The following is a 19,098-nucleotide window of genomic DNA, read 5'->3' on the forward strand; positions in this document are numbered from 1 at the left end:
GGTTCACTGTGCAGCGATCGCAGCGTCGGCTTCCGCAGTCTCGGCCTCCTTGTCGTAGGGGCCCCCGAGCGTATCCTTGATATAGAGTTCCTCGACGATGGTCTTCAGCACCGCGACGACCGGGACGGCGAGGATCACCCCGACGAGGCCGAACAATACGCCAAAGATCAACTGGGCACCCAGGGTGAGGGCTGGGGGAAGCGCGCTCGTCCAGCGCTGCGCCACCGGCTGCGTCACGTTGCTCTCGATGCCCTGGATCAGGATGTAGGCACCAAGACCGTACAGCGCCATCTCCGTGCTGACCGCAAACCCGGACAGGACGATCACGGCACCGGCGACGAAGGGACCTATTGTCGGGACGAAGGCGAATAGGCCTGCCTGCAGGGAGAGCAGGAACGCATTCGGCATGCCGATCGCGTAGAGGGCCCCGAGCGTCACGAGGAAGATCGTCGCCATCGAGATGGCCTGCCCGGCAAGCCACAGCACCAGCGTATGGCTGCTCTTGACCAACGTCTCGTCGATGCGGCGGCGCTTCGACTGGGCGAAGAGACTGGCCACGCCGCGCCGGTAGAGACCGGGCTGCCAGGAAATGAACACCGCGATGAAGAAGGCGATGAAGACGTTGCCGATGCCGCCTGCGATCGTGACGGCGGACGAGAAGATCCGGCCCGGATCGGGCAGGAGGTTCCGCATGCCGTCCTCGGCCTCCTCCTCGCCGACCGGAATATCCATCTCGTCCAACAGTCCGGGTACCCGGTTGAGTTGCTCCTCGACGAGGGTGGTAAGGTCGCTGAACTGCTGGACGATGGTAAATCCGCCCCAGGCAAAACCCCCTGCGATCAGCCCCAGCAGCAAGAGGATCACCGCGACCAGTCCTGCCTTCTTCGGCAGTCCGGTCTTGTGGAGAAGCGATGCAAGCCCGGAAAATACCGCGGCAAGCAGCAGGCCGGCGAATACGAGGAAGATGGCTTCCGATGCCATCCAGACGAGCGCGGTCCCGGCCGCGAGCGCGATGACGATGCCGGCAGCGATCAATGTTCGCCGGGCATATTCGGCATCGCGTTGTGGAACCTGCATGGAAAAATCCCTTTAGAAGGGGCCTGTCCCCCTTGGGAGAAGCAACGAGCGCTGAGCCCGGTTCCGCGCAATCGCCAACACCGGGTCATTTCTGCCGCAGGGTGAGCCATTCAAGGAACAGGAAGATGACGAAACGCTCATCCGTAGTCGCGCGCTCCGAAGATCGCCGAGCCGACCCGCACCGAGGTTGCGCCGAAGCCGATAGCGGTCTCGTAGTCGCCGGACATGCCCATCGACAGTTTCGACAGCCCTGCTTCCTTCGCCAGCTTCTCGAGCAGGGCGAAATGCGGGCCCGGGTTCTCCTCGGCCGGCGGGATGCACATCAGCCCCTCGATCGCGAGCCCGTATTCGCTGCGGCAGCGCGCGACGAAGGCGACCGCCTCGCCGGGCGCGATGCCGGCCTTCTGGGCCTCCTCGCCGGTATTGACCTGGACGTAGAGGCGCGGGTGGCGGTCCTGCTTGGCCATCTCCTTGCCGATCTCGCGGGCGATCTTCTCGCGGTCGACACTCTCGATGACGTCGAACAGTGCCACCGCCTCGCCCGCCTTGTTGGACTGCAGCGGGCCGATCAGCCGCAATTCGATGTCCGGGAACTCTTCGCGCAGCGCCGGCCACTTGGCTTTCGCCTCCTGTACCTTGTTCTCGCCGAAGACGCGCTGCCCCGCCTCGATGACCGGGCGGATCGCGTCTGCGTCATGGGTCTTCGACACAGCGACGAGGGTCACCGCGTCGGCGGCCCGGCCGGCGGCCTCGGCGGCGGCGCGGATCGATCCGCAGACCTGCTGGTAACGTTCGAGAATGGCGTCGCTCATGTTGCCTCGTTGCCCGAATGGCCGGTTTTGCCGCCTGCGGCAGAGAATCAACGGACGCCGATGTTGAACGCGGCGCCGACATAAGGGTAAGTCAGCGTCGACTTATCACGTCGGCTTCCGACGAACAGGGCCCCCCAACGCCGCATGACCACCGAACGCTACAATCCGCGCGCCGCCGAACCACGCTGGCAGACATCCTGGGACGAGGCGAAGCTCTTCGAGACGCGCACCGAGGACCCCGGCGAGAAATACTACGTCCTCGAGATGTTCCCCTATCCGTCGGGGCGCATCCACATGGGCCACGTGCGCAATTACGCGATGGGCGACGTCGTGGCGCGCTATCGGCGGGCCAAGGGCTTCAACGTCCTGCACCCGATGGGCTGGGACGCCTTCGGCATGCCGGCCGAGAACGCCGCGATGCAGAACAAGGTGCATCCGCGCGAGTGGACCTACCAGAACATCGCGACGATGCGCGGCCAGCTGAAGTCGATGGGCCTGTCGCTCGACTGGTCGCGCGAGTTCGCCACCTGCGACGTCGAGTACTACCACCGCCAGCAGATGCTCTTCCTCGACCTGCTGGAAAAGGGCCTCGCCTATCGGAAGAAGTCGAAGGTCAACTGGGACCCGGTGGACATGACCGTGCTCGCCAACGAGCAGGTGATCGACGGCAAGGGCTGGCGCTCCGGTGCCGAGGTCGAGCAGCGCGAGCTGACCCAGTGGTTCTTCCGCATCACCGACTATGCCGAGGACCTCCTGTCGGCGCTCGACGACCTGCCGGGCTGGCCGGAAAAGGTCCGGGTCATGCAGAAGAACTGGATCGGCAAGTCCGAGGGCCTGCGCTTCTCCTTCGGCCTCGTCGGCGCGCCGGACGGCTTCGACACGCTCCCGGTCTTCACCACCCGGCCCGACACGATGTTCGGCCCGACCTTCGCGGCCATCGCCGCCGACCATCCGCTGGCCGCGGCGCTGGCGGCCGAACGGCCGGCTGTCGCTGCCTTCGTGGAGACGTGCCGCAAGCTCGGCACCACCCAGGCGGAAATCGACACGGCCGAGAAGCTCGGCTTCGACACCGGCATCAAGGTGGCGCATCCGGCCGACCCGAACTGGCTGATGCCGCTCTACATCGCCAATTTCGTGCTGATGGATTACGGCACCGGCGCGATCATCGGCTGCCCCGCCCATGACCAGCGCGATCTCGACTTCGCCCGCAAATACGGCCTGCCGGTGCTGGACGTCTTCGTCCCGCTGGAGAGCGAGGAGACCGTTGGCGACACCGCCTTCGTGCCGCCGAAGACCGCGACGGTGAAATATGTCCGCTGGGTCGGGGAGGCCGGCACGGTCCTCACCTGCCAGGAGGCGATGGACCAGACGCTGGCGATCTTCGAACGCGAGGGCTGGGGCAGCCGCGAGACCAATTTCCGCCTGCGCGACTGGGGCATCTCGCGCCAGCGCTATTGGGGCTGTCCGATCCCGGTGCTGCATTGCGATGCCTGCGGCGTCGTGCCCGAGGCGCGCGACAACCTGCCGGTGGTACTGCCCGACGACATCGACTTCGAAAAGCCCGGCAACCCGCTGGATCGCCACCCGACCTGGCGCGACACGACCTGCCCGCAATGCGGCGGCCCGGCCCGGCGCGAAACCGACACGATGGACACGTTCGTCGACTCCTCGTGGTATTTCGCGCGGTTCACCGCGCCACGTGCCGATGAGCCGACCGACCCGCAGGCCGCCAATGCCTGGCTGCCGGTCGACCAGTATATCGGCGGCATCGAGCACGCGATCCTGCATCTGCTCTATTCGCGCTTCTTCGTCCGGGCGATGCGGGCCTGCGGCCATCTCGATCTCGACGAGCCCTTCAAGGGCTTGTTCACGCAGGGCATGGTGGTCCACGAGACCTATCGTGAGGGCGAGCGCGACTGGGTCGCCCCGGCCGACGTGGTGATTACCGAGACCGACGCGGGCCGGGTCGCGAAGCGCCTGTCGAACGGCGCGGCGCTCGAGATCGGCGGCATCGAGAAGATGTCGAAGTCGAAGAAGAACGTCGTCGACCCGGACGACATCATCGCTTCCTACGGCGCCGATACGGCCCGCTGGTTCATGCTGTCGGATTCGCCGCCCGAGCGCGACGTGATCTGGACCGAGGCCGGCGTCGAGGGCGCGCATCGCTTCGTGCAGCGGCTCTGGCGGCTGGTCAACGAGGCTGCCCCGCACGTTATGGGCGCCGATCCGGCCGGGGCAGGCGGCGGCGAGGCGGCGCTGGCCGTCCGGCGCGCCGCCCATCGGGCCGCTGCGGGCGTTGCCGACGACATCGAGCGCCTCGCCTTCAACAAGGCCGTCGCGCGCATCTACGAGCTGGTCAACACGCTGTCGGTTTCCTTCGGCGGGCTGGCCTCGGCGAACGATCGCGCCCTGACGGCGGCGGCCGCCGAAGCGCTGTCGATCCTCGTGCGGCTGATCGCGCCGATGATGCCGCATCTCGCCGAGGAATGCTGGCGGGTGCTCGGCCATGACGGCTTCGCCGCCGCCGCGGTCTGGCCTGACGTGGATCCGGCCCTGCTGAAGGACGACACGGTCCTCATGCCGGTCCAGATCAACGGCAAGAAGCGCGCCGACTTGACCATTGCCGCAACCGCCGGCAAACCTGAGATTGAAAAGGCCGCGCTGGAGCTGGAGGTCGTCCGCTCCGCTCTTGCCGGCCAGGTACCCAAGCGCGTCGTGGTCGTCCCCGGGAGAATCGTCAATGTCGTCCTCTGATCGGGTTCGACCCCGCGCTGTCCTCGCCGCGCTGGCCATAGCCCTGGCCGTGTTGCCCGCCTGCACGGCGCGGCCGCTCTACGGCACGGATTCCGCCACGGTCTCCGCCCTGGCACCGGACGGGCGGCTCGAGTCGCTGCGGGGCAGGATCGCCATTACCGAAAGCAACACGCGCACCGCTCAGGTGGTGCGCAACGCGCTTCTGTTCCGCCTGAACCAGGGCGCGCGGGTTGCCCAGCCCCTTTACGAAGTTCGGCTGATCGTCAGCGGTGGAGAGACCGGCCTTGCCATCGAGGCGGGCGGCGTGCTCACTTCCTCGCTTTACCGGATGAACGGCACCTACCGACTGGTGCGTCTGTCCGACGGTCAGGTGATCGACACCGCAACCCGCAACTCGACCGTACCGTTCGATCGCACCAACCAGCTCTACCAGAGCCAGCGCGCGCTTCTCGACGCGCGTCAGCAGGCGGCCGAGGACCTCGCGGCCAAGCTGGAGATCCCGATCGTGCGGGCGCTGCAGGAAGCCGGCGGCTGACCACCGCGCGGAAGGTGGTACCAAGGCGGGTGAAAACCCCTTGCCCGCATCGGAACGGATAACGGGCCATGGCGCAGAAAAAGGCTGGCGAGGTCGAGGCCTTCCTGTCGCGGCCGGATTTCTCCTTTCCGGTCATCCTCCTCTACGGTCCCGATCCGGGTCTCGTTTCCGAACGCTCCGACAAGATCGCTGCGCAGTCCGGAGTAGACCCGGACGACCCGTTCGCGGCGGTGCGTTTGTCGGCGGACGATCTCGAGAAGGATGTCGGCCGTCTTTACGACGAGGCCCGGACGATGTCGCTGTTCGGCGGCAAACGGCTGATCCGCGTGCGCGGGGCAGGGGCCGGCAAGGCGCTCGCCGAAGCCGTTGCGACGCTGGCGGAGGAAAAGCTCGAAGGCGCGGTGCTGATCGTCGAGGCCGGCGACCTGAAGAAGAGCGCGGCGCTGCGCACCAGCGTCGAACGCTCCCGCTTCGCCATGGCGCTGCCCTGCTACCAGGACGAGGGCCGGGCCCTCGACCAGATGATCGACGAGGAGTTTACCGCAAGCGGCCTGACGATCGACCGGTCGGCGCGCGACGAGCTGCGCTCCCGCCTCGGCGCCAACCGCCTCGCTTCGCGCGGCGAAATCCGCAAGCTCTGTCTCTACGCGCTGGGCGCAACCGGCGTCGTCGAGGAGGACGTGCGGGCGGTCGTCGGAGACGTCTCGGCCGACACGCTGGAAGAGACGATCGACGCCACCGCCAGCGGCGAGGTACGGCGCCTGCCGCATCTCGTCGACCGGCTGGTGACGGCGGGCACCGCGACCTTCCAGCTGCACCAGGCGCTGCTGCGCTATTTCCAGCAGCTGCAGGCAATGCGCGAGATGGTCGAACGGGGCGGCGAACCGATCGGCCGGGTCGTCGAGCGGCGGCGCCCGCATTTCCGCCGGCGCCATGCCATGGAAGTGGCACTGGCCGCCTGGCCGCTGGAACGGATCGGCGCGACATTGCGCCGGATCGAGGCCGATATCCTGGCCAGCCGCAAGGAAAGTAGCCTGGCGCTGACGATCACGCGCCGCACGCTGCTCGACGTCGCCGTCGAGGCGGCGCGGCTGAAGGCCCGCCGCAGCTAAAGCGCGGCGCGCTGTTTCACGTGGAACAGGCGAAAATCGGCAGAGTTCAAAGCGAGCGCAGGCGGGGCTCGCCACCCTGCAGGCGACTGCGGGCATGTGCCTGCAGCAGGCCGCACAGCGCGTCGAGCTGTTCGAGATCGGCATAGGCGATGCGGACCGAGCCGCCCTCGCCGTCGACCTCGATCTCCACCGCCATGCCGAGCGTCTCGGACAGCAGCCGCTCCAGCGCCTGCGCATCCTCGTCCTTCTCGGTCTTCACCGGAACGGAAGCATTGCGGCGGGGCTTCGCCGGCTTGGCGAGAGGTTCCGCCGAAGGCCCGCGTGCGAGATCCTCGGCTTCCCGAACGCTGAGCCCGCGGGACACGATCTCGCGGGCCACGGCGAGCGGATCCTCGGCGGTCACCACCGTGCGCGCGGCGCCAGCGGAGAGCGTGCCGGAAACCACCATCTCCCGGACCTCGTCCGGCAGCTTCAGGAGCCGCAGCGTGTTGGCAACGTGGCTGCGGCTCTTGCCGAGCACGTCCGCGAGGTCGGACTGGGTATAGCCGTGCTCGCTGATCAGCTGCTCGTAGGCCAGCGCCTCTTCGACCGCGTTGAGGTCGGAGCGCTGGACGTTCTCAATGATGGCGATCTCGAGCGACTGCCGGTCGCCGATGTCGCGCAGGACCACCGGCACTTCGACGAGACCCGCGAGCCGCGCCGCACGCCAGCGCCGCTCGCCGGCGACGATCTCGAACCGGTCGCTCTCGCCGGGGCTGGGGCGTACCAGCAGCGGCTGCACCACGCCGTGGTTGCGGATCGACGCCGCCAGGTCCTGCAGCTCGCCGTCGTCGAAGCGCCGGCGCGGATTGTTCGGATTGGCCGTGAGCTTGTCGATCCCGATATGGCGCTCGGCCGGGATCGCCGGCTCGGCTGCCGGAAAGCCCGGCACCGCGCGGGAGGGTGCGGCGGCGCCGGTGCCGATCAGCGAGGCGAGGCCCCGCCCGAGCCGCTGCCGCGATCTGTCTTCGGTCATGCCCGTTTCCCCCTGCTCATGCGGCCTGCCGGCGCCCCCGATTGTCTCGCCACGCTCATGCCGCCACCAGCTTGCGTTCGCGCTGGATGATCTCGGAGGCAAGCCGGATATAGGCCTGACTGCCGGAGCACTTCATGTCGTAGAGGATCGCCGGCTTGCCGAAGGATGGCGCCTCCGACACCCGGACATTGCGCGGAATGATCGTGTCATAGACATGTTCGCCCATGTAGGCGCGCACGTCCCGCACCACCTGCGCCGCCAGATTGTTGCGGCCGTCATACATCGTCAGCACGATGCCGTGCAGGTCGAGCGTCGGGTTCAGCGAATCCCGCACCTGCTCGACCGTCTGCAGCAACTGGCTGAGCCCTTCCAGCGCGAAGAACTCGCACTGCAGGGGCACGAGGATCGAATCCGCCGCGGCCATGGCGTTGATCGTCAGAAGGTTCAGTGACGGCGGGCAGTCGACCAGGACGAAATCGAACAGCGGCGCTTCCACCTGATGGAAATGCAGCGCATCGCGCAGCCGATAGGCGCGGCCGGTGGCGCCGGCGATTTCCATCTCGAGGCCGAGAAGATCCAGCGTCGAGGCGACGACCGATAGGTTGGGCACCGCCGTCGGCATCGCAGCCTCGGTGATCGAGGCGGTTTCCATCAGCACGTCGTAGGAGGAGACTTCGCGGTCATCCTTCTCGATGCCGAGGCCGGTCGAGGCGTTGCCCTGCGGATCGAGATCGACCAGCAGCGTCCGCTTGCCGATCGCGGCAAGGGCCGTGGCGAGGTTGATCGCCGTCGTCGTCTTGCCGACGCCGCCCTTCTGGTTCGCTATGGTGATGATCCGCATCGACCGCCCGGCTACCATGTCCATCGGCCCGTTTCCGCCTCGCGCGTGTTCGAACGGTTCTGCAGGCCGCCATCTCGCTCGATCCGCATGACGCTCGTCCTTGCCGAGGCCCGCTCAACGCGGCGCAATGTCACCGATCTCGAGCACGACCGAACCATCCTCGAGCTCCGATTCATGCTTTACCATGCTGAATCGCCAAAGGGCAGTCGCGGCGTTAATTTCCTGTTCATGACTTCGCCCCTTGGCGAAGAAGCAGCGCGTCGTCGGTGCGATATGCGGCGCGACGAGCCCCAGCAACTGGTCCAGCGACGCCAGGGCACGCGCGGTCACGATATCCGCGGATGCCAGCGCCGCGCAGCAATCCTCGATCCGCGCGGCATGGACGGCGCCGCCAAGATCGACGTCGCGCTGGACGGTCCGCAGGAACGCCGCCTTTTTCGCATTGCTCTCAATGAGATCGACAGTCGCCCCATTGCGGACCGATGCGATCACCAATCCCGGAAAGCCGGCGCCGGATCCGAGGTCGACGGCGCGCTGGAACGGCGGCAGACGCCGCTCGAGCGACAGCGAATCCGCCACGTGTCGCGTCCAGACCTCGCCGATCGTCGATGCCGCGATGAGGTTCACGCGGGCTTGCCAGGTGACGAGCAGCTCGACGTATCGATCCAGACGCGCCAGCGTTTCACGTGAAACAGTGAACTGTTCGAGAACCCGCGCCCGATCCTCGGCGAGGAGAGCCGCCACATCCTGGCTGGAAAGCCGCTTCGTCCGTTGCTTCTGGGGCGGTGCCGGGTTAGGCCGCATCGGCCAGCTCCCGGCGCCGAATGGCCACGAGAATGATCGCCAGTGCCGCCGGCGTCATCCCGTCGATCCGCTCGGCCTCGGCAATCGACCCGGGCCGACGTTCCGACAGCTTCTGGCGCAGCTCGTTCGACAGTCCGGCAAGCGCGTTGAAGTCCAGCGTTGGCGGGATCGTCCGTTTCTCGTCGCGCCGCAGCCGCTCCTGATCGCGGCGCTGGCGCGCCAGATAGACGTCATAGCCCGCCTCGATCTCGATCCGCTCGCGCAGCGGCCCCGCGATCGCGCCGAATTCCGGCCAGATCTGCGTAAGCCGGTCAAGGCCGATCTCGGGCTGCGACAGCAGCTGCCACGCCGAACGGCGGCGCCCATCCTGGTTCAGCGCCAGACCGTGCCGCGCCGCCTCCGGCGGGGTCAGGGTCGCTGCCTCGAGCTGGGCGCGTGCCTGTAACAGGGCCGCCTCGCTCGCCTCGAAGACCGCGCGGCGCTCGGCATCGATGATCCCCAGCGAAAGCCCAAGCGGAGTGAGGCGCCGATCGGCGTTGTCGGCCCGCAGCGACAGGCGGAACTCGGCCCGCGAGGTGAACATGCGATAGGGCTCGGTGATCCCGGTCCGGGTCAGGTCGTCGATCATCACGCCGACATAAGCGTCGGCCCGACCGATCGAAACCGGCTCGCACCCGCCGGCGAGCCGCGCCGCATTGAGGCCGGCAACGAGGCCCTGCGCCGCGGCCTCCTCGTAGCCGGTCGTGCCGTTGATCTGGCCCGCGAGGTAGAGCCCCTCGGCGCAGCGTACCGCCAGGTGACGGTCCAGCTCCCGCGGATCGACATGGTCGTACTCGATCGCATAGCCGGGCTTCAGCACGGTGACGCGCTCGAGCCCCGGGATCGACCGCAGGAAGGCTTCCTGGACATCCTCTGGCAGGGACGTCGAGAGACCGTTTGGGTAGATCGTCTCGTCGTCCAGGCCCTCCGGCTCGAGGAAGATCTGGTGACCGTCCCGCTCGCCGAACTTGACGATCTTGTCCTCGATGGACGGGCAATAGCGCGGTCCGGCTCCCTCGATCTGGCCGGAGTAAAGCGCCGAGCGGGCTAGGTTCTCGCGGATGATCCGGTGCGTCTCGGGCGTCGTGCGGGTGATGCCGCAATCGATCTGCGGGTTGGTGATCTTGCCGGTCAAATAGGAGAACGGCACCGGGTCCTCATCGGGACCCTGCCGATCGAGGCCGCGCCAGTCGATCGTCCGCCCGTCGAGCCGTGCCGGCGTGCCGGTCTTCAACCGCCCCAGCCGCAGGCCGAGCCGGCGCAGCGTGCCGGAGAGACCGGTCGACGGATCCTCGCCCATGCGGCCGGCCGGGATCTTGCGGTCGCCGATATGGATGAGGCCGGAGAGGAACGTCCCGGTCGTCAGCACCACCGCGCGGCAGGCGATGGTCCGGCCGTCCGAGAGGATCACGCCGGTGACGCGGTTGGCGTCGTCCAGCGCCAGATCGGCGACGTCGGCCTCGAGGACCGTCAGCCCGGCCTGCGCAGCGATGGCCGCCTGCATAGCGTCGCGATACAGACGGCGGTCCGCCTGGGTCCGGGGTCCGCGCACGGCCGGTCCCTTGCTACGATTGAGCAGACGAAACTGGATGCCGGCCGCATCGGCCACCTGGCCCATCAGCCCGCCCAGCGCGTCGATCTCGCGCACCAGATGACCCTTGCCGATCCCGCCAATGGCCGGGTTGCAGCTCATCGCGCCGATCGTATCGAAGCGATGTGTGACCAGCAGCGTCTCAGCGCCCGCCCGCGCCGCCGCACTCGCCGCCTCGCAGCCGGCATGGCCGCCGCCGATGATCAGCACGTCGCAGGAGGAAGGAGCGGCATGCGCCGGAGAAAAGGACATCGACATCTCTGAGGTCGTGACGGGCCGTGCCCGGAAGATCAAGGGAATCTCAGGCTATAGTCCCGAAAAGGGGCGGAAACAACGCCGCAGCCTAGCCACGGGTGCGCGCTGGTCTTCCGGGCAACAAAAGGCTCGCGCATCGTTTCACGTGAGTCGTTCTGCGGCTGGTTTCACGTGAGTCATCTCACTTTCCGATGCAGAACTCTGAAAAGATGACATCCAGCAGCTCTTCCACGCCGACCTGGCCGGTCAGTGCGCCCAGCCGATCCCCGGCCATCCGCAGCATCTCTGCGGCGACCTCGGGCGGCACCGAAGGGTCGGCCAGATACTGATCGAGTACCCGCAGCGCGTCACTCACCAACTCCCGATGGCGCACCCGCACGGGCACCGCCTCGTCGGGATCCCCGGCTGCCTCAGCTGCCAGCGTGGCAATCCGTTCGACGAGCGCTACCATGCCTTCCCCGGTCTGCGTCGAGATCGCGGCATCGAAGCGCACGTCGTTTCGCTCCTCGGCAGTCTCTGCGGACAGACCTGCCGGCGACATGTCGGTCTTTGTACGCACTGTCAGGATCTGGCGGCGTGGGTTATGCGGCGGCGGAGGTGCCTCCACGACCTCATCCCGCCCGGCCAGCATCATCGGGTGTTTCACGTGAGTCAGCAGTTCCCCCAGCCGAGCGAGCGGCCCCGGTGCCTGATCCGGATCGACGAGGACCAGGACGAGGTCAGCCGCCGCCATGACCTCCCGGGCGCGCTCGACGCCGATAGCCTCGATTTGGTCGGTTGTTTCGCGAATGCCAGCCGTATCGGAAAACCGCACCGAGATACCGCCCAGATCAAGCGTTGCCTGGATCACGTCACGCGTCGTGCCCGGAATCTCGGTCACGATCGCCACCTCTCGGTCAGCCAACGCATTGAGAAGGCTGGACTTGCCGGCATTCGGCGCGCCGACGATGGCGACCTTGTAGCCCTCGCGCAGGATTTCGCCACGCCCGGCCTTGGCGAGATGGTCCCGCATGTCTTCGGCAAGGCGGCGCATGTCGGACGCGACGTCGGCACCCACATCGGCGCCGACATCGCCCTCGTCGGCAAAATCGAACGAAGCCTCGATCATCGCCCGCGCGTGGGTCAGGCGCTGCATCCAGCCCTCATAGACGGCCCGCAAGGCACCACCGGCCTGCGCCACCGCCATGCGCCGCTGGCCTTCGGTCTCGGCGGCCAGAAGATCGGCCAGCCCTTCCGCCTCGGTCAGATCGATACGGCCATTCTCGAAGGCGCGGCGGGTGAACTCGCCGGCGACGGCCAGGCGCATGCCCGGCAGCGCCGTCAGCGTCTCGAGCAGCGCTGCAACCACCGCGCGGCCGCCATGCAGATGAAACTCGGCAAGGTCCTCGCCGGTGACGCTGCGCGGCCCGGCGAAGAACAGCGCGATGCCGCGATCGATCAGCCTGCGGTCCGGCCCGCGGAAGCTGCGCAGGCTCGCGCGCCGCTCCGGCGGCACGTCGCCGGCGATCCGCCTCAGCGCCTCCCTGACCGCCGGGCCGCTCACGCGCACCACGGCAACGCCCGAGGGGAGCGAACCCGTGGACAAAGCGGCGATGGTATCGGCGAGCATGGCAGTTCCGAACAATTGGGCTTCAATCGGGGCACCGGCACACGAGAGGGCGTCGGCGGCTTCGCAAACGGGCATCGGGCTGCAGCACGGTGCTCTCTACCACGCACATGGCCAGCGACGAAAAGGATTGCCGGCTCCGGCCCTCGAAAGCCGAGGCCGCCGCGTTAGCCTAAAGGCGACACCGCCCGAAGGGAAAGCCCATGAGCGACCAATCCGGCAACCGCCTGGCCAATGCCGTCAGCCCCTATCTCATCCAGCACAAGGACAATCCGGTACATTGGTGGGAGTGGTCGGACGCCGCGCTCGACGAGGCGCGCGCCACCGATCGGCCGATCCTGCTGTCGGTCGGCTATGCCGCCTGCCATTGGTGCCACGTCATGGCGCATGAGAGCTTCGAGGATCCGGAGGTCGCCGCGGTGATGAACCGGCTTTACGTGAACGTGAAGGTCGATCGCGAGGAACGCCCGGAGATCGACCAGCTCTACATGACGGCGCTGCAGGCGATGGGCGAGCAAGGCGGCTGGCCAATGACGATTTTCCTCACCCCGGACGGGCGGCCGTTCTTCGGCGGCACCTATTTCCCCAAACGGGCGAGCCACGGGCGGCCCGGCTTCGTGCAGCTGCTCGAGGCGGTGGCGACCGCCTGGCAGGACCGGCGGGAGGAACTCGACGGCAGCGCCACGGCCATTCTCGACCGGCTTTCCGGCTTCCTCTCCACTACGGCCGAGGCCGGGCGACTGGACACGCTGGGGGTGGCGCCGGCTGCCGGCCGAATCATCCAGCTGACCGACCCCGTGCTCGGCGGCTTCCGCGGCGCGCCGAAGTTTCCGAATGCGCCGTATATGGAGGTGCTGGCCCGCTCCAGCTTCGAGGGCGGCCCGGCGACGCATCGCGACGCGTTCGTGCGGACCCTGCGCTCGCTGTGCTCGGGTGGCATCTACGACCATGTCGGCGGCGGGCTGCACCGCTATGCGACCGACGAGCGCTGGCTGGTGCCACATTTCGAGAAGATGCTCTACGACAACGCTCAGTTCCTGCGCCATCTGGGCTGGGCCTACCGCGCGTCGGGCGACGTGCTGTTCCGCACCCGGATCGACGAGACGGTCGACTGGCTGGCCCGCGAGATGCGGGTGAAGGGTGGAGGGCTGGCCGCCTCGCTCGACGCCGACAGCCTCGATGCGACAGGCCATCCGGAGGAGGGCGCCTTCTATGTCTGGACCGAAGAAGAGATCGATGACGTGCTCGGCGGCGCCGACGCCGCGTTCAAGCGCGCCTATGGCGTGACGGCGGGCGGCAACTGGGAAGGCAAGTCGATCCTGCACCGCCTGCATCCGGGCGCGACCTCCGCCGATCCGGACTTTGCCAAGGCCCGCAACCGGCTGCTCGATGCACGGGCGGAGCGGACCCGTCCGGGTCGCGACGACAAGGTGCTGGCGGACTGGAACGGCATGGCCATCCGGGCGCTGGCGGAAGCCGCCCGCGCCACCCGCAACCCCCGGGCGCTGGAAATGGCGCAGGATGCCTTCGCCTATGTCTCGACGCATATGATCGTCGATGGCCGGCTGCGACACGCAGCCCGCAACGGGCGCACCGCCGGGCTGGCGCTCTCCACCGATTACGGCACGCTGATCCAGGCCGCCGTAGCGATGTTCGCGACGACGCTCGACAGCTCGTATCTTGACCGCGCATCGTTCTTCGCCGCCGAGCTCGAACGCTGGCATGCTGACGGCACCGGCGGACACTATCTCAACCCTTCGGATTCCTCCGACGTGCCGATCCGCCTGCGCGGCGATCACGACGAGGCGGTGCCCAGCGGCACGGCGACGGTGATCGAGGGGCTGTCGATGCTCGCCCAGGCGACCGGCTCGATCGAGATCGCCGAGCGGGCCGAGCAGGCGGCGCTGCTGGCAGCAGGCCGTCTCGGGGAAGGCGCCGGCGGAGCGCCGGGCATCGTTTCCGCAGCGGGGCGGCTGCGGCGGGGCAGCGAGCTCTGCATCATCGGCGATCCGGCCGATCCGGGCTTCATCGCGATGGTGGACCTCGCTCGGGCGCGGGTCGACCTCGACCGGCTCGACCTGATCACCGACGCGCCGGAGAAGCTGCCCGCCTATATGCCGCTTGCCGCGGTGCATCCGTCGCGCCTGCCGGCGGCCTATATCTGCGAGGATCGCGTCTGCCGGGCGCCGGTCTACGACGCGGCGGCATTGCAGGCGCTGCTTGGCGAGGGCTGAGCCGCCGCAAGCCACCAGCAGCTACAACCTCAGGTGACCGGCCCGGCGCTGGCGCCGGTGGCACTGCGCAGCTGCAGCGGCACCACCTCGAAGACGTGGCGGGGCGTGCCGGCTGCGGCCCAGACCGTCGCGTACTGGAACAGATCCTCGTCCATGAACGTGCGCAGCCGCCCGGAGCCGCCGAGCGGCGAGACACCGCCAATGGCAAAGCCGGTGGCCGTGCGGACGAAATCCGCGTCCGGCCGCTCCAGCGCTTCGCCGAGCAGTGCGGCCATCGCCGCCTCGTTGACGCGGTTGGCGCCCGAGACCAGCAGGAGATAGGCCTCGCCGCTGTCCCGGCCGCAAAACACCAGCGACTTCACGATCTGGCCGACCTGCGCGCCGACCGCCTCGGCGGCTTCCGCGGCGGAGCGGGCCGAGGTCGCGGTCTCGATGATGCTGATCTTCAGGCCTTTAGCCGCGGCATCCGCCGCCACACGCTCCACCGCATCCGGTCGCTGGGCCATTTCGACGCTCCCTCTCCTGTTACCCCCGACCTCTCGCAACAGGCTCACGGGTGTCAAGCGTGGAACGATGCTGAGGCGGAAACGAAAACGGCGACCCAAAGGCCGCCGTTTTGATCATCGAAACCAGAGCCGTTTGGCAGCGTCAGGTGTTCATCGAGTCGAAGAAATCCGAGTTCGACTTGGTCTGCTTCAACTTGTCGTTGAGGAACTCGATCGCATCGGTGGTGCCCATCGGGGCGAGGATCCGGCGCAGCACGAAGATCTTCTGCAGCTCCTGGCGCGGGACCAGCAGGTCCTCCTTGCGGGTGCCGGACTTGAGGATGTCCATGGCCGGGTAGATCCGCTTGTCGGCGACCTTGCGGTCGAGCACGATTTCGGAATTGCCGGTGCCCTTGAACTCCTCGAAGATGACCTCGTCCATGCGGCTGCCGGTATCGATCAGCGCCGTCGCGATGATCGTCAGCGAGCCGCCTTCCTCGATGTTTCGGGCCGCACCGAAGAAGCGTTTCGGCCGCTGCAGGGCGTTGGCGTCGACACCGCCGGTCAGCACCTTGCCGGAGGACGGCACGACGGTGTTGTAGGCGCGGCCGAGGCGGGTGATCGAATCCAGCAGGATGACGACGTCGCGGCCATGCTCGACCAGGCGCTTGGCCTTCTCGATGACCATCTCGGCGACGGCGACGTGGCGCGTCGCGGGCTCGTCGAAGGTCGAGGAGACGACCTCGCCCTTCACCGAACGCTGCATGTCGGTGACTTCCTCCGGCCGCTCGTCGATGAGCAGCACGATGAGGTAGCATTCCGGATGGTTGGCGGTGATCGAATGGGCGATGTTCTGCAGGAGCACCGTCTTGCCGGTACGCGGCGGCGCCACGATCAGGCCGCGCTGGCCCTTGCCGAGCGGGGCGACGAGGTCGATGACCCGGGCCGACAGATCCTTCTTCGCGGTCGGATCGTCGAGCTCCATCTTGAAGCGCTCGTCCGGATAGAGCGGCGTCAGATTGTCGAAATGGCTCTTGTAGCGGATCTTCTCGGGGTCGTCGAAATTGATTGTGTTGACCTTGAGAAGCGCGAAATACCGCTCGCCTTCCTTGGGGCTGCGGATCGGCCCCTCGACCGTGTCGCCGGTCTTCAGCTGGAACTTGCGGATCTGCGAGGGCGACACGTAGATGTCGTCCGGTCCCGGCAGGTAGTTGGCTTCCGGCGAGCGCAGGAAGGCGAAGCCATCCTGCAGGATCTCGACGACGCCTTCGCCGACGATCTCGACTTCCTCGGCGGCCAGCTGCTTCAGGATCGCGAACAGCAATTCCTGCTTGCGCAACACCGAGGCATTCTCGACGTGGTTTTCTTCGGCGAACGCGATGAGTTCCGGCGCGCTCTTGTTCTTCAGGTCCTGAAGCTTCATTCGGGTGGATGCTCTTTGGGGCTTGCCCCGATGGCTGGACCGGGACCGATGGGAAACTGCGATGGGGAAATATAAGGCCTCGGACGCGAACGGTCTTTGGCGGGAACGACACGGGGCACCTTGTTCGGCACCACCGCGCCTCTCAGGAGGCTGCATTCACACTTCGATATAGCCAGAGGCGGGCGCCAACGCAAGTGGGCTTTGACGTCAGCCCGGCGTGGCGAGGCCAAGCCGTTCAAGGACACGGGCCACGACCGCGGGCGGTGGCACGTCGACCGTCACCGTCACGCCGTCCTCGTCGGGGCCCAGTGGCTCCAGCGCGTCGAACTGCGACTGCAGCAGGGTCGCCGGCATGTAGTGGCCGCTGCGATGTTCCAGGCGGGACGCGACGAGCGCAGGATCGGCTGTCAGAGCGACGAACCGCACCCGCGCGCCAGATTCACGCAGCACGTCGCGATAGCGGTGCTTCAGCGCAGAACAGGTGAGGACGGTGGATCGACCCGCTGCCGCCTGTGCGGTGATCCAGTCCCGGATTTCTGCCAGCCAGGGCGCCCGGTCGGCGTCGTCGAGCGGGTGTCCGGTGGTCATCTTGGCGATGTTGGCTTTCGGGTGAAAGCGATCGGCTTCCGCGAACGGCCAGCCCAGCGCCGCGGCCAGCGCTTCGGCGGTGGTCGACTTGCCGACACCGGACGGGCCCATGACGACCAGCGCGGTCGGAATCTCGCCCGTCAACTCGCTCTGCCGTCCAGGCCCGTCGCGGTCGGCCGCCATCAGAAGGGCTTCACCACGACGAGAATGACGATGAGGATCAACAGGATGGTCGGCGCCTCGTTCATGATGCGCCAGTGCTTGACGGACTTCGTGTTGGCGTCGTTGGCGAAGCGCCGCACCGAGGCCGAGTAGTAGCCATGGAGGCCCGACATCAGCACGACCAGGACGATCTTGGCGTGCAGCCAGCCATTGCCGTCCGCGACGAACCAGCCGCCCTTGAAGGCCAGCCACAGGCCGGCAACCCAGGTGACGATCATCGCCGGGTTCATGATCGCCTTCAAAAGCCGGCGTTCCATGACCTTGAAGGTCTCGGACTGCGGCGTGCCGGGTCCGATCTCGGCGTGGTAGACGAACAGCCGCGGCAGATACAGCGTGCCGGCCATCCAGGCGATCAGCGCGATGATGTGCAGCGACTTCATCCAGAGATAGCCGGTGCTGTTGTAGTCGCCCGGGATCAGCAGGAAGACCAGCGCCACGGCGGCGGCGGTGATGACGAGGGCGATCACGGCGTTCTTCATGCGGAAACGATCCTTCGGGCGGCAGTCTGGGCAGGGCATAGACCGAAGCCGGCCGCGGCGAAAGGTTTATACCCTGGGCCGCGGCGAAAGGTTTATACCCTGGCAGCTGGACGGTTCGTGCTAGCCGCGGATGCGCCGAAGCAGCGCCTCGACATGCTCGACCGGGGCGTTCGGCGTGATGCCGTGGCCGAGATTGAACACCAGCGGGCCGCTGCCGAGGCTTTCCAGGATCCGGTCGACGCCCTCGTCGAGCGCCCGGCCGCCGGCGATCAGCCGCAGCGGGTCGAGATTGCCCTGCACGGCGCCATCCTTCTGCAGTTCCTTGGCAAACGACAGCGGCACGCCCCAGTCGAGCCCGATCCCGTCGACGCCGGTCTTCTGGCGATAGGTCGACAGCAACGCACCCGCGCCCTTGGCGAAACCGATGATCTTGGCGCCGGGAACCGCGGCACGAACCTTCTCGACCATCCGCGCCACGGGCTTGACCGCATAGGCCTCGAACGAGGCCTCATCCAGCACGCCGGCCCAGGAATCGAAGATCTGCACGCAGTCGGCGCCCGCCTGCAGCTGGCGGATCAGGTAGTCGGCGCTCATCTCCGCAAGCATGGAAAGTAGCATTTCCATGGCTTCGGGATGGGTGTAGCCGAACAGCCGCGCCGGGGCCTGGTCGGGCGTTCCGTGCCCGGCGATCATGTAGGTCGCCACCGTCCAGGGCGCGCCGCAGAAGCCGATCAGCGTCGTCTCCTCGGGCAGTTGCTCGCGCAGCCGGGCCACCGTCGCGATGACCGGGGCGAGATGCGTGTCCGCACTGGACGGGTCCAGCCGCTCGATCTCGTCGACGCGCAGCGGCGTCAGCTTCGGGCCTTCGCCTTCGACGAAATGCAGGCCGCGATCGAGTGCGTCGGGGATCACCAGGATGTCGGAGAACAGAATCGCCGCATCGAAGCCGAACCGCCTGATCGGCTGCAGGGTGACTTCCGTAGCCAGGTCCGGGTTGTAGCAGAGGTCGAGGAAGCCCCCGGCCTTGGCGCGGGTGGCCCTGTATTCCGGGAGATACCGTCCGGCCTGCCGCATCAGCCATACCGGCGGGGGAGAGACGCTTTCGCCCTCAAGGACGCGGACGAGCTTGCGCTTCTCCATCAGGTCTTGGCTCCCATTCAATAAAGAAAAGATTCTCTTAGATAGAGATTATGATTCTTAGAGTCGGTGAATAGTCGGAATCCACA

Annotated in this window: 16 protein-coding genes; 4 read left to right on the forward strand and 12 right to left on the reverse strand. The window is 67.3% G+C overall.

Annotated elements, in window-relative coordinates:
* Positions 1-3: 3 nt before the first annotated feature.
* Complete coding sequence (locus tag GTW51_RS16855; protein ID WP_163045206.1) at positions 4-1,077, reverse strand: AI-2E family transporter; 1,074 nt, start codon at positions 1,075-1,077, stop codon at positions 4-6.
* A 137-nt stretch (positions 1,078-1,214) separates the two neighbouring features.
* Positions 1,215-1,889: a YggS family pyridoxal phosphate-dependent enzyme gene (locus GTW51_RS16860; RefSeq protein ID WP_163045207.1), complete on the reverse strand. Its 675-nt coding sequence runs from the start codon at positions 1,887-1,889 to the stop codon at positions 1,215-1,217.
* Between the two features lie 144 nt (positions 1,890-2,033).
* Between GTW51_RS16860 and leuS the strand changes: the two genes are divergently transcribed.
* The 3 genes from leuS to holA all read left to right on the forward strand — a co-directional run bounded on the left by leuS (position 2,034) and on the right by holA (position 6,290).
* Complete coding sequence (leuS, locus tag GTW51_RS16865; RefSeq protein WP_163045208.1) at positions 2,034-4,643, forward strand: leucine--tRNA ligase; 2,610 nt, start codon at positions 2,034-2,036, stop codon at positions 4,641-4,643.
* Complete coding sequence (locus tag GTW51_RS16870) at positions 4,630-5,178, forward strand: hypothetical protein (RefSeq protein WP_163045209.1); 549 nt, start codon at positions 4,630-4,632, stop codon at positions 5,176-5,178. Before leuS ends, GTW51_RS16870 begins: the two co-directional genes overlap by 14 nt.
* Positions 5,179-5,246: 68 nt before the next feature.
* Positions 5,247-6,290 carry a DNA polymerase III subunit delta gene (gene holA / locus GTW51_RS16875; protein ID WP_163045210.1) on the forward strand — a complete coding sequence of 348 codons (1,044 nt, stop codon included), beginning with the start codon at positions 5,247-5,249 and terminating at the stop codon, positions 6,288-6,290.
* Between the two features lie 46 nt (positions 6,291-6,336).
* Here the strand turns inward: holA and GTW51_RS16880 are convergent, their stop codons facing one another.
* The 5 genes from GTW51_RS16880 to mnmE all read right to left on the reverse strand — a co-directional run bounded on the left by GTW51_RS16880 (position 6,337) and on the right by mnmE (position 12,444).
* The gene (locus GTW51_RS16880; RefSeq protein ID WP_163045211.1) at positions 6,337-7,305 is read right to left on the reverse strand and encodes a ParB/RepB/Spo0J family partition protein; all 969 of its coding nucleotides are present in this window, start codon (positions 7,303-7,305) and stop codon (positions 6,337-6,339) included.
* 55 nt (positions 7,306-7,360) lie between these two features.
* Complete coding sequence (locus tag GTW51_RS16885; protein WP_163045263.1) at positions 7,361-8,146, reverse strand: ParA family protein; 786 nt, start codon at positions 8,144-8,146, stop codon at positions 7,361-7,363.
* 114 nt (positions 8,147-8,260) lie between these two features.
* Positions 8,261-8,950 (reverse strand): 16S rRNA (guanine(527)-N(7))-methyltransferase RsmG, encoded by a 690-nt coding sequence (gene rsmG, locus GTW51_RS16890; protein WP_163045212.1) that lies wholly within the window; start codon positions 8,948-8,950, stop codon positions 8,261-8,263.
* On the reverse strand, positions 8,940-10,832 hold the full coding sequence (mnmG, locus tag GTW51_RS16895) for a tRNA uridine-5-carboxymethylaminomethyl(34) synthesis enzyme MnmG (protein WP_163045213.1): 1,893 nt from the start codon (positions 10,830-10,832) through the stop codon (positions 8,940-8,942). Before mnmG ends, rsmG begins: the two co-directional genes overlap by 11 nt.
* Positions 10,833-11,016: 184 nt before the next feature.
* Positions 11,017-12,444, reverse strand: coding sequence for a tRNA uridine-5-carboxymethylaminomethyl(34) synthesis GTPase MnmE (gene mnmE, locus GTW51_RS16900; RefSeq protein WP_163045214.1), 1,428 nt, complete (start codon positions 12,442-12,444; stop codon positions 11,017-11,019).
* A gap of 200 nt (positions 12,445-12,644) precedes the next feature.
* On the opposite strand from mnmE, the gene GTW51_RS16905 reads away from it, so the two are divergent.
* Complete coding sequence (locus tag GTW51_RS16905) at positions 12,645-14,675, forward strand: thioredoxin domain-containing protein (RefSeq protein ID WP_163045215.1); 2,031 nt, start codon at positions 12,645-12,647, stop codon at positions 14,673-14,675.
* A 29-nt stretch (positions 14,676-14,704) separates the two neighbouring features.
* On the opposite strand, the gene GTW51_RS16910 is transcribed toward GTW51_RS16905, so the two are convergent.
* The 5 genes from GTW51_RS16910 to hemE form a co-directional block, all read right to left on the reverse strand.
* On the reverse strand, positions 14,705-15,181 hold the full coding sequence (locus GTW51_RS16910; RefSeq protein WP_163045216.1) for a YbaK/EbsC family protein: 477 nt from the start codon (positions 15,179-15,181) through the stop codon (positions 14,705-14,707).
* 142 nt (positions 15,182-15,323) lie between these two features.
* The gene (gene rho, locus GTW51_RS16915; RefSeq protein WP_163045217.1) at positions 15,324-16,583 is read right to left on the reverse strand and encodes a transcription termination factor Rho; all 1,260 of its coding nucleotides are present in this window, start codon (positions 16,581-16,583) and stop codon (positions 15,324-15,326) included.
* Between the two features lie 207 nt (positions 16,584-16,790).
* Complete coding sequence (locus tag GTW51_RS16920) at positions 16,791-17,354, reverse strand: gluconokinase (RefSeq protein ID WP_163045218.1); 564 nt, start codon at positions 17,352-17,354, stop codon at positions 16,791-16,793.
* Positions 17,354-17,872 (reverse strand): protoporphyrinogen oxidase HemJ, encoded by a 519-nt coding sequence (hemJ, locus tag GTW51_RS16925; RefSeq protein ID WP_163045219.1) that lies wholly within the window; start codon positions 17,870-17,872, stop codon positions 17,354-17,356. The genes GTW51_RS16920 and hemJ overlap by 1 nt, the downstream gene beginning before the upstream one ends.
* A 120-nt stretch (positions 17,873-17,992) precedes the next feature.
* Positions 17,993-19,012: a uroporphyrinogen decarboxylase gene (hemE, locus tag GTW51_RS16930; RefSeq protein ID WP_163045220.1), complete on the reverse strand. Its 1,020-nt coding sequence runs from the start codon at positions 19,010-19,012 to the stop codon at positions 17,993-17,995.
* Positions 19,013-19,098 lie beyond the last annotated feature (86 nt).

It is taken from the genome of Aurantimonas aggregata (assembly GCF_010500835.1).
Lineage (GTDB): Bacteria > Pseudomonadota > Alphaproteobacteria > Rhizobiales > Rhizobiaceae > Aurantimonas > Aurantimonas aggregata.